Raw genomic sequence first — 303 nt, 5'->3', positions numbered from 1 at the left:
AGGCTTCATTGAGGTTTACTTGACCCCAGAAAGGGTCCATAAATACCTGCCCAAACAGAAATTTTTACGAATTTTATTTGGGAGTCTGGTCGGTTTTATCTTTCCATCCTGTGAATGTGGGATTGTCCCCATCATCACCCGCTTTTTGGAAAAGAAGGTCCCCAGCTACACGGCAGTCCCTTTTTTGACAACGGCTCCCATCATCAATCCCATTGTCCTCTTTGCCACCTATTCGGCCTTTGGGAACTCCTTTTATCTGATGACGCTGCGCCTAATTGGAGCCCTCCTTGTTGCCATCTGCTT

1 protein-coding gene is annotated in these 303 nt (G+C 46.9%); it reads left to right on the top strand.

What is annotated here, in order from left to right; all coding sequences use genetic code 11:
- Positions 1–7: 7 nt before the first annotated feature.
- On the top strand, positions 8–303 hold a 296-nt coding region (locus FH871_RS35520), incomplete at its 3' end, for a permease (protein ID WP_369008823.1).

Source organism: Larkinella sp. C7, assembly GCF_006149005.1.
In the GTDB taxonomy this organism is placed as follows: domain Bacteria; phylum Bacteroidota; class Bacteroidia; order Cytophagales; family Spirosomataceae; genus Larkinella.
This window is presented reverse-complemented; position numbering and strand designations above follow the sequence as displayed.